This is a genomic window from Aeromicrobium sp. PE09-221 (genome assembly GCF_002174305.1).
Taxonomy (GTDB): domain Bacteria; phylum Actinomycetota; class Actinomycetes; order Propionibacteriales; family Nocardioidaceae; genus Aeromicrobium.
In genome coordinates, this window is record NZ_MIJB01000049.1 from 1 (window position 1) to 10,062 (window position 10,062).

Sequence of the window (10,062 nt, forward strand, 5' to 3'; positions counted from 1 at the left end):
CATCAAACCTGGGGCGCTTCAGATCGCCTGGAGCGGGAGTAGGTCGTTACCGAGGGCGCCGACCTGTTGATTCGGATGAGCCCGAAGTATTTGGTCGGGCTCTAGCGCTGTTCGAGTCTCATCAGCTATGCGATGGTGTCCCGGCGACACTTGATGCTCGGGCAGCCTGCGTACCTGCGTCACATGGATTCTTTACGAGACTGCCCTGGTCACGCAGGTGGCCGGGTGACGTCTTCTGGGCCACCGTTGTGTGTGTTCTGGACTCCCTACGTCGAGGTCGAGCAGGTGCCTGTGGCATTTCCTGACGGTCGCAAAGGGACTTACGCACGCATCAACCGAGGCAAACACGGCGGAGTATGCATCCCGCGTCATGTCTTTCGAGGTATCGCTCGGTATGCGCTCGTGCGTCAGTACCGCTACGTGATCGACCGGATTACGTTAGAGTTCCCTGGCGGCTTCACCACGGAGGCCGGGTGCGCCGATGCCGTGCGCGAAATGACAGAGGAGACCGGCATCAACTCTCACGGTCGACCGACCAGCTTGGGGGTTCTTCACGCGGACACCGGGCTCCTCGCCAGTGAAAACGACATCTGGCTAGTGCCGGTGCTCGACCTTAAGCATGTCGAAGCGGGTACGGGTGCTGAGACTGTCTGGCTCACCGACGGTGAACTAGATGAGCGCGTCATTCACGGTGAGATCACGAGCGGGATCACCCTCGGTGCCCTGGCGAAGTTGAGAGCATCGAGCTTCGCGATCGCCCCCGGAACCATGTTGAGTTCCTGACAATTCGGGATGGACACCATGCTCGGCCATCACATGCGCCAGTCTGGCGCCGGAATGGCCGATGCGTCGCGCACCTGGCCCTCTGGCCCAGGACCGGACCGGCGCGCTGGTCTTCGGGCCGGTGTCTCCCGTCCAGGTTCGGTCTGGGTCAGTCCGGGCGGGCTTCCATCGGACACCTGGGCGGTGTCGAGCTGATCAAGGATGCTCCCGGTGGTCTTGCGGACACGCTCACCGGTGGCCTTGACGACTTCCACCGGTTCCTTCCCATCGACGCGAGACGCCCAGGTCGACACGTAAGGGATCGTGTAGTCCGAAGTGTCCATGCCGTGCGCCGCGCCGACCATGAGCGCGACCGATTCGGCTTCAACCTCGCCGATGCCGCGGTGTTGCCGGGCTTCCTTCTGGTCGGGTCCGTGCATCAGCACATGTCCCAGCTCGTGGGCGAGGGTCTTCACCTGAGCGGCGTCGTCCATGTTCGTGCGCACTGCGACTGTTCTCGTGGCGAAGTCGGTCATGCCGTTCGCGCCGCGGATCACACCCTCATCCGGCACGCGCACCACGGTGAAACCCGCGGCCTCTACCTGCGCGGTGAGGCCATCCCACAGCCCGCCCGGAGCCTCGCCCTCCAACAATCTCGGGGTTGGCGGCTCAGGAATCGGGTCACCAGTGGTTGACGAGATGTCCCACACATACGCCGGGCGGACGCCGACCATCTTGGAGCGCACCACCTCGCCCGGCCGGGGCTTCTCGCTCCTCCCCAGGCGGCGCCAGGAGTCCGCGTCCGCGGGGTTGGCCGAGGCGAACCTGCCGGTCACGGGCGCGAGAATCTGGTAGCCGGGCTGTCCCTTCTCCACCTGCCGGCCGAGCTGTTGCCACCGCTTGTACCCGGCGACATAGGTGGGGAATGGCTTAGGCACCCGGCCTTGCTCGAACGCCTCCAGATGGGCTGCCCAGATCAGCAGGACATTGCTAAAGCTCCTCGACCTGAACCTCGCGGCAAACCGTAGCGCCTCGATCCAGTCCTCACCGGATACGAGCCGTTCGACCGCGCCGGTCAGTCTCTCGTGCAGCTCGTCTAGCTTTGCCTCCCGCTCCTGGCGGGCTTGGTCTCGTGTCGCCATGCCGTGGTGACCTCCTCCCGGGCGCGCCGCTTAAGCCTGAGCGGAGCGGCACTGCACTCGCGAGGTGCGCTGAGAGGACCAAAGGCACGAGACGGAGGCGGCTCTTGATGCCGCGTCATGCCCAACCCCCTGACCAGGCGTTGTCGCCGCAGGACGCCGTCTCCAGCACAAGACCTAAGGCGGACGTTGCCTGGAGCGGGAGTACCCCGTTGCCGAGGGCTGCGATCTGCTGGGTCGCCACGAGTCCGTGTACAGGATCCGTCACCCAGCCACGCGGGATGCCCATGATCCACTCCACGAAGGCTGGCGATGGCCGTGGGCCAGCGTGTTTGTTCAGGATGGTTGGACCTGGTGCCTGTCGTGCGGTGATGTGCTCCCATCGGGCTACAGCGGCCGCGTAGCGTCCCCATCGTTGAAGATGTTCTCGATCAGGCTGAACAAGGTCTCCGATTCGTTCGTGTTGATCGGCGAGCCATCTGGTCCGTGCAGGGCGAGATCGATGATCTGATGATTCAGCGCCGTCCTTCCCTGACGCGCTCTGACCTGTTCCAGGGTCTCGCCTCCACGAGAAGCGTCCGCCGCTAGCGGTGTGTGAAACAGCTTCTTGGGGGTAGGCGAGAACGAAGACGCGGAAGCGTCGGTGGGGAGCGCCGATGATGGACGCTGGTAGGCCGATCCATTGCGTGTCATACCGCAGGTCGGCCAGGTCGCCGAGTACGGCGCCGGCTGCCCGGAGAGGTTCAGCTGATTGGTCTCCCAGATGCCACGGGTCGCGTTCCAGGACGCGAAGGGTTGCGTTGTCGTAGATTGCATGGCCGGGGTTGCGTTGCGCATCGTCATCTCCTTGCAGAGGTGTGTGGACGGCGGGGGAGGACAGCAGTCCACGGACGTTCTCAATCACCACGAGCCGGGGCCTCAACGCGTCGATCGCGGTAGCCATGTGCGCCCAAAGCCCCGAGCGAGTACCAGGTGCGAGACCGGCACGCTTGCCCAGGGTCGACACGTCCTGACAGGGAAACCCACCGCAGAGAACATCGACCGGTGGCACCTTCCGCCAGGCGATTGTGGTGATGTCGCCCAGGTTCGGCACCTCGGGCCAGTGCCGGGAGAACACGCGGGCGATGGGCTCGTTGACCTCAGAGAACCAGACGGTCTCGGCATTGAAAGCGTGCTCGACGGCGATGTCGAGACCACCGAAGCCGGAAAACAACGAACCGATCCGCAGCGGACGGTCGTGCCTATGGGTGTAGCGCATGAGGGCTCCAGCGGGGTGGAAGTTCCCGACCCGGAAATCGTCATAGTGCTCCTCGTCGGGCTGTCGCTTGCCCAGGTGCACCAGACCCGCAGCGACTCACCGACGACCGGACAACCGCATCTTCAGTAGCTCTCCGCCACTCCTATGGAACTGCTCCATGCCTCCTCCTCCCATCCGCCTCTCACGAGGCATCACACGTCTTTCAGAAGAGGATCAGTAAATATATGGTCAATTAAATATTTACTTTTTTTATTGTGATCGACACCGACAAACCTCGGCGGGGAGAAGCCGGGAACCTCCTGTGCAGTAGGGCCGTCGTTGTTGTGGCGGCCGGGTAGGGGACGTCTTCTGATGGGTGTTCTGACGGTCCTCTCGATCGATGGATCCGAACGCGCCGCCGTGGTGCGGGAGCTGCGGTGGTATGCGGAGTATCGCCGAGGCATCGCGAGCGATCTGCTGACCCCAGCCCTCGGTGAGGAGGATGACGCGTGCGGTTTGGTCGCCACACGGCCCGTTGAGAATATGGCGCTCAGCCATGTGAACTGGGCTGGCGACTGCGAGTTGCTGGCTGGACACATCGAACGCGGTGGCCTACTGCAACTCACCTGGCAGGACCTCGGGCTGCTCCATGAGGTCTTCGACAACGCCGAGGCCGACCAGGTGCCCGGGAAGATGGCTCGTATCGTCGAGTACGTTCGTGACGCTTGCCGCAGCAGACCGCAACCAGGCAACGCAGAGCACGAGCATGCAACGGCTGGCTTCTATCTCATCGATCAGGACACGCAATCCCTCAGCGGCTAAGGGGTTGCCGAGCAACCGGTCGCCGACAGCATGGCTGGATTGAGCGAACATGGGGAACTCCGCGATGCAGCGGCCGGTTTGGCCGAGCGGATCGTTGAGCTCACGACGCAAGTTCAACGGCGGCAACACCAGCTCGATCAGCGTCGCATGAACGCCACGGCGAAACGTAGCAACCGATTGTTCAGCCGACTCACTCCGAGGGCATCGGCACCGGAGGTACGCCGACCGCCACGGATGCCTCGCGACGATGATCTGTGCTTCTAGCTCCGCCATGAACCGGGCGCCCACCATGCCTATAGTGAGGTCGGTGCCGTGACAGTCGCGATGCGGGTCATGTCGGCTGGCGGTGGCTGCAAGCATTTGTTGAAGTCGGTCGTCGCGGCTAACAGCGATCGGAATTTTGAGCATGCTGGTTGACGAGACACTGCGCGCAGGGTGTGCCTCGGCGGCTGCTTAACTCCGGGAGGGTGCGTCCATGACGAAGGAGCGGATGGTGGGCTGGACTCGTCCTACGGAGGAAGTTCTCAACGTCCGCGATGCTTCCGGTGCGTCATTGTCGGGTTGAACCATGGATCAGGCATCATAGTCGGACCCATGACTGTTCAAGTTGGACCGGCGACACGTAGCTCCTGACACCGTTCGCCAGGACGGAGGTAGGTGTGGCCGCTGACGAGGTCTCAGTCAATCTCGGTGATGCGACGCCTCGGCGACTCTTGGTTGACTGGGCGAACGGTCAGGATGCGTGGGTGCGGCAGCTCACCGCTGAGACCATTCTCTCGCGTCAAGAGCCTAGCGAGGCGATGCTGGATGCGGTCTACGCGACGTTCCTCGCTGAAAAGGGGCTTGCTGACGAGGGAGCTCCCGACGTTCCGAAGCTGGAACTCACTGTTGCTGATTCGGCCGAGGAGGAGACGTTGGAGCTAGTCAGCTTGACAAGCATTGAGGGCGTCAACGCGCTTGCCGCCGACCAGGAGTTGACTTTCGATCCTGCACTCACCGTTCTGTTCGGACAGAACGGTTCAGGGAAGACCGGGTACTCGCGAATCCTGAAGCGCATCTCCGCAGTTCGCACCGCCGAGGACATCCTGCCGAACGCGCATGTCGTCCACCAGGACGGTCCACCATCGCCAAGAGCCAACATTGCGTATCGACTGTCGGGAACGGAATCGTCGACGCAGTGGCAGAACGAGACTGGTATCGCTCCGTTCACCCGTATCAGCGTCTTCGACGCAAGCGCAGTAGCCCTGCATGTTGACAATGAACTGGGCTATGTCTACACACCGGCCGAACTTGCGTTGTTCGGTCACGTCGCCGCCGGTATACAGGGCATCCAGCAACGGATCACGGCCGAGGCGAAGACTCTGACGCCGGGAAGTAACCCACTGCTGTCGAGGTTCACCCGTGGCACAAAGGTCTACCCAGTGATCGAGACGTTGGGTGCCACCACCGACACCGCAGAACTCGACGCCCTCGCAACACTGCCCGACAACGCTGAGGCCGAACGTGAACGCTTAGAAGGCGAGATCGGTGCCTTGCGTTCAAACTCTGTAGACGCGCTTCTATCCAACGCGCAAGAAAATGCACGTCACCTGACGCGACTACAGAGCATCCTCACGTCCTTGCTCAGCTTCAAGATGGACACCTACGAGGCGGCCAGAACGGGCCTGCAAACTGCCGAGAAGCAGCGAGCGGAAGCGCGAGAACAGCTCTTCAATCCAGACGAGCTTCCCGGCCCCGCAAATGAAGACTGGCAGGATTTCATTGTCGCCGGTGACACGTACCGTCGGCACCTCGGGCTTGAACACTACCCAAGCACCGGCGACTCATGCTTGTACTGCATGCAAGAACTCAGTCCGACCGCTCTGAACCTTCTGACTCGATACCGCACATTTCTAGACGAGACACTTGTCCGTCAGGTCGAGGAGGCGAAGACCGCGTTGGATCGCTCCAAGCTGAGCTTCGAGGAGGCAGAGCTGGCACGCGCAATCGAGTTCGCCACCGAACAACGAGACCGCGAGGCCCCACCCGCATGGGCCAGCCAAACATCCGACGTGCTGCTGACCGCACGAACCGCTGCCGAAGCTACGGCCAACGGGAAGCCAGTCACCCAGGTCACCCTGCAAGAGGACGCGCAAGCGGTGGCTTCCGCCGTTTCAGAAGAACTGACTACCGTGCGTGCCGCGATACAGAAGCTGTCGGAAGACAAGGACGATGCAGCGAACGCGCTCGCAGAGAAACAAAAGGAACTCTTGGAACTCGTCGCACGGATTGAGCTGAACCGCAATCTCACCGCGGCCCGTGAACACGTCAGACGAGCCCGTCGAGCCCAGCAGCTTGAAAAACTCTCCCGCGTCATATCAAACGGGGCAGCGAAACAACTTACAGTTCAATCGAAACTCGCGAGCGAGGACCTTGTAAACAAGAACTTCGAGGGATTGTTCATCGACGAGTGCTCCCGCCTGAGAGCGCCGCAAGTCGCGCTCCGATTCCAAGGTAGAAGTGGTCAGGCGCAGCGCAAGAAGGCCGTTGCGGACTATAAGCCTTCCGCGGTGCTCTCGGAGGGCGAGCAGAAGGTTCTCGCGTTGGCGGATTTCCTCGCTGAAAGCCGGATGAGGGGAACTAAGGCGCCTCTCGTATTCGATGATCCGGTCACGAGCCTTGACTATCGCCGGCTCGACGACGTTGCAGCTCGTATCCAGAATCTCGCCGAGACGCATCAGGTCATCGTTCTGACCCACAACATCATGTTCGCCTCCGCGCTCATTAGCGCTCGACAGAACAAGAGACAGCGGACGAAGCTCTACGAGGTGCGAGATGGTGGCGAGGTCAAGGGAGTTCTCGCCCCTGACGTCGAGCCCCGGCTCGATACTCCCGCCGACCTGGCCAAGAGGATCAACGTCAAACTGCAGGAAATCCCCAAGGCAGAGCCCGCGGTTCAGGATGCGCTTATTAAGGAGACATACGACTTAATTCGTGCTTGGTGCGAAGCGTTTGTGGAGCAGGAACTCCTGCAGAATGTCACGCAGCGCTACCGGAAGAACATCATGATGACGCGGCTGTCCAAGATTGACAGTTCCCGGCTCGACGCCGCCATTGCCGTTATTGGGCCGCTCTTTAATCGCGCCTGCGACCGCCTCAGCGCGCACTCCCATGCCGCCGAACACATGAATACCAAGCCGACAGTGGCCGAACTCCAAGAAGACTGGGCGAAAGCACAAGCGGCACGTACTGCCTACAACACGAAGTAACAGCGAACGGACTCCGAGTTCTCCCTGCGCGCAGGCAGCCGGAATATCCGCACGTTTGAGACTCCGCTCTGATCCACGCAATCTTGTGGGAGGTCGTGAACGTGCCGGGGAGTAGTCCAGACGTCGCCATAAGATCCGTCCCGTCGATACTTCGGTGGTGTGGTGTCTGCCCACCTACCGCCCATGACAGTCTCGATGCGTGTCATGTCGGCTGGCAGTGGCTACAAGTATCTGTTGAAGTCGGTCGTCGTCGGTGACGGCGACCGCTCACTATCGACACCTCTGACCCGCTATTACGCCGAGGCGGGTAACCCGCCGGGCTTCTGGATGGGCTCGGGCCTGGCGGCCTTTGGCAGTGACCAACTGACCACCGGCACCCGGGTGTCGGAGTCTCAGCTCCAGCTGCTGATCGGGTTGGGCCGCGACCCGACAAGCGGGGAGCCGCTGGGGCGGGCGTACCAGCGGTTCGCATCGGTCGCCGAACGGATCGAGGAGCGCGTCGCTGACCTCGACCCTGATCTTGATCCGGCGGCACGGGCGGAGCAGGTCGCGCAGATCGAGGCGGAGGAGGTCGATCGCGGTACCCGACGTGCTGTGGCGGGATTCGACTACACGTTCAGCGTCCCTAAGAGCGTGTCGGTGCTATGGGCGGTTGCTGATGTGGGTACGCAGGCGTTGATCGCGGATGCGCACCATGCCGCGATCGCGGAGGTGGTCGAGTTCTTGGAGCGCGAGGTCGCGAGCACCAGGGTCGGCGCGACCGGACCGGATGGCGCGGTCGCGCATGTCGATGTCGTCGGGGTCGCGGCCACCGCGTTCGACCACTACGACAGCAGATCCGGCGACCCTCAGCTGCACACGCATGTCGTCATCAGCAATAAGGTCATGACGGTCCAGGACGGACGATGGCGGACGCTGGCCGGTCGGCCGATGCACTCCGCGGTTGTCGCGTTGTCGGAGCTGTATAACGCAGTCCTGGCCGACCACCTCGCCCGCGACTTCGGCATGGTCTGGGAGCAACGCGACCGCGGCCGAGACCGCAACCGGTCGTGGGAGATCGCTGGCGTTACCGAGGAGCTGATTGCCGAGTTCTCCACACGGTCACGGCACATCGAGGCCGAGAAGGACCGGCTCGTCGCCGACTACATACGACAACACGGGCGCCAGCCGTCGGCTACGACGGTGCTGAAGCTACGCGCCCAGGCCACCCTCGCCACCCGCCCCGAGAAACAGGTGCGGTCGCTGGCCGACCTGACCACTGAATGGCGTCAACGCGCCACCGACATGCTCGGGCAGGACGCCACCGCCTGGGCGCGCACCATCACCACGAGCAGCAACCCGATGGTGGTGCTGCGGGCTGACGACGTGCCACTCGACGTCATCGCCGGGGTCGGCCAGTCGGTGGTCGAGGCCGTGGGGGAGCGGCGGTCGACCTGGCACCGCTGGAACTTGATGGCCGAAGCGTCCCGACAGGTCATGGGATGGCGATTCGTCAGCATCAACGACCGCTTAGTCATCACCGAGATGATTGCCGACGCTGCCGAACAGGCCTCGCTCCGCCTCACCCCGCCGGAGCTGGCGTCGAGCCCGATCCGGTTCCAGCGCCCGGACGGCAGCACCAGATTCCGACCCCGACACTCGACCGTCTTCTCCGCCGAACACTTGCTGGCTGCCGAGGACCGGCTACTCGAACGCGCCAACGCCACAATCGGCCCGACCGTGACACTGAAGACGGTGGAACGGTTTACGTCCCGCCCCGACCACGAGGGCCGGATGCTCGGGGACGATCAGGCCGCCGCGCTCAGCGCGATCGCCCTGTCCGGGCGGGTCATCGATGTGCTGGTCGGCCCAGCCGGAGCGGGCAAGACCACCGCCATGTCGGCTTTGCGCAGAGCGTGGGAGAAACAGCATGGCCCCGGCTCGGTGGTCGGATTGGCGCCGTCGGCGGTCGCCGCCGACGTCCTCGGCCAGGAACTGGGGATCGAGACCGAGAACACCGCCAAATGGTGGCAGAACCATCTCATGTACGGCACGACCTTCCACGCCGGGCAGCTGGTGATCATCGATGAAGCCAGCCTGGCCGGCACCCTTTCCCTGAACCGCATCACCCGTCTCGCTCAGGAGGCCGGCGCGAAAGTCCTGCTGGTCGGCGACTACGGCCAACTCCAATCGGTCGATGCGAGCGGCGCGTTCGCGATGCTCGTCCACGACCGCGCCGATGCCCCGGAGCTGACCGACATCCACCGCTTCACCCACGCCTGGGAGAAGACCACCTCCCTCCAGCTACGCCACGGACGCACCGACGCAATCGACACCCTCATCGACCACGGCCGCGTCACCGGCGGTGACGAAGACGACATGATCGACGCCGCCTACACCGCTTGGCGGCGCGACATCCAGGCTGGGCGGACGTCGATCCTCATCGCCGAAACCCACCAGACCGTCACCGCGCTCAACCAGCGCGCCCGAGTTGATCTGATCCTCGACGGCACCATCAATCCCGCCGGCGAACTGCTCCTGCACGACGGCACCAGCGTGTCCGAGGGCGACACGATCATCACCCGCCACAACGACCGCCGGCTACGCAACCGTCAAACCTGGGTCCGCAACGGCGACCGCTGGACCGTCACCCGCATCCGCCACGACGGATCGATGACCATCCGCCCTGTCAGGCGCAGGTTCGGCGGAGGCATCGTGCTGCCAGCGGACTACGTTGCCGAGTACGTCGACCTCGGCTACGCGGTCACCGCCCACCGCGCCCAAGGCGTCACCACCGACACCGCCCACGCCGTCGTCACTCGCACGACCATCCGGGAGAACTTCTACGTCGCCATGAACCGCCCCAGGTTCGCTG

General features: G+C 63.3%; 8 protein-coding genes and 1 pseudogene. 5 read left to right on the forward strand and 4 right to left on the reverse strand.

Going from position 1 to position 10,062, the window contains the following annotated elements:
* Positions 1–252 precede the first annotated feature (252 nt).
* Complete coding sequence (locus BHE97_RS18870) at positions 253–783, forward strand: NUDIX hydrolase (protein WP_170931510.1); 531 nt, start codon at positions 253–255, stop codon at positions 781–783.
* A gap of 29 nt (positions 784–812) precedes the next feature.
* Here BHE97_RS18870 and BHE97_RS18875 read toward each other — a convergent pair whose 3' ends face one another.
* From BHE97_RS18875 to BHE97_RS20865, 4 genes and pseudogenes are all read right to left on the reverse strand, one after another.
* Positions 813–1,904: an ArdC-like ssDNA-binding domain-containing protein gene (locus tag BHE97_RS18875; RefSeq protein ID WP_087625586.1), complete on the reverse strand. Its 1,092-nt coding sequence runs from the start codon at positions 1,902–1,904 to the stop codon at positions 813–815.
* Between the two features lie 115 nt (positions 1,905–2,019).
* Positions 2,020–2,190 carry a hypothetical protein gene (locus BHE97_RS20855; RefSeq protein WP_236757794.1) on the reverse strand — a complete coding sequence of 57 codons (171 nt, stop codon included), beginning with the start codon at positions 2,188–2,190 and terminating at the stop codon, positions 2,020–2,022.
* A 98-nt stretch (positions 2,191–2,288) separates the two neighbouring features.
* Positions 2,289–2,738 carry a hypothetical protein gene (locus BHE97_RS20860; RefSeq protein WP_236757795.1) on the reverse strand — a complete coding sequence of 150 codons (450 nt, stop codon included), beginning with the start codon at positions 2,736–2,738 and terminating at the stop codon, positions 2,289–2,291.
* Between the two features lie 91 nt (positions 2,739–2,829).
* Positions 2,830–3,159: pseudogene (locus tag BHE97_RS20865) on the reverse strand (DNA cytosine methyltransferase); the annotation flags it as partial.
* On the opposite strand from BHE97_RS20865, the gene BHE97_RS20250 reads away from it, so the two are divergent.
* From BHE97_RS20250 to mobF, 4 genes are all read left to right on the forward strand, one after another.
* Positions 3,073–3,288, forward strand: a complete 216-nt coding sequence (locus BHE97_RS20250) for a hypothetical protein (protein WP_170931509.1) — start codon at positions 3,073–3,075, stop codon at positions 3,286–3,288. The pseudogene BHE97_RS20865 and the gene BHE97_RS20250 sit on opposite strands and share 87 nt — an antisense overlap.
* A gap of 222 nt (positions 3,289–3,510) precedes the next feature.
* Positions 3,511–3,960, forward strand: a complete 450-nt coding sequence (locus BHE97_RS18885) for a hypothetical protein (protein ID WP_087625587.1) — start codon at positions 3,511–3,513, stop codon at positions 3,958–3,960.
* 659 nt (positions 3,961–4,619) lie between these two features.
* On the forward strand, positions 4,620–7,208 hold the full coding sequence (locus BHE97_RS18890) for an AAA family ATPase (protein WP_087625588.1): 2,589 nt from the start codon (positions 4,620–4,622) through the stop codon (positions 7,206–7,208).
* Between the two features lie 204 nt (positions 7,209–7,412).
* A partial coding sequence (gene mobF, locus BHE97_RS20870) for a MobF family relaxase (RefSeq protein WP_236757793.1) occupies positions 7,413–10,062 on the forward strand: 2,650 nt, incomplete at its 3' end.

Bases quoted from the DNA above. Each gene is read 5' to 3' on its own strand.
- BHE97_RS18875 (WP_087625586.1), bottom strand. From the start codon at position 1,904: ATGGCGACACGAGACCAAGCCCGCCAGGAGCGGGAGGCAAAGCTAGAC.
- BHE97_RS20855 (WP_236757794.1), bottom strand. From the start codon at position 2,190: ATGGGCATCCCGCGTGGCTGGGTGACGGATCCTGTACACGGACTCGTG.
- BHE97_RS20860 (WP_236757795.1), bottom strand. From the start codon at position 2,738: ATGCGCAACGCAACCCCGGCCATGCAATCTACGACAACGCAACCCTTC.
- BHE97_RS18885 (WP_087625587.1), top strand. From the start codon at position 3,511: ATGGGTGTTCTGACGGTCCTCTCGATCGATGGATCCGAACGCGCCGCC.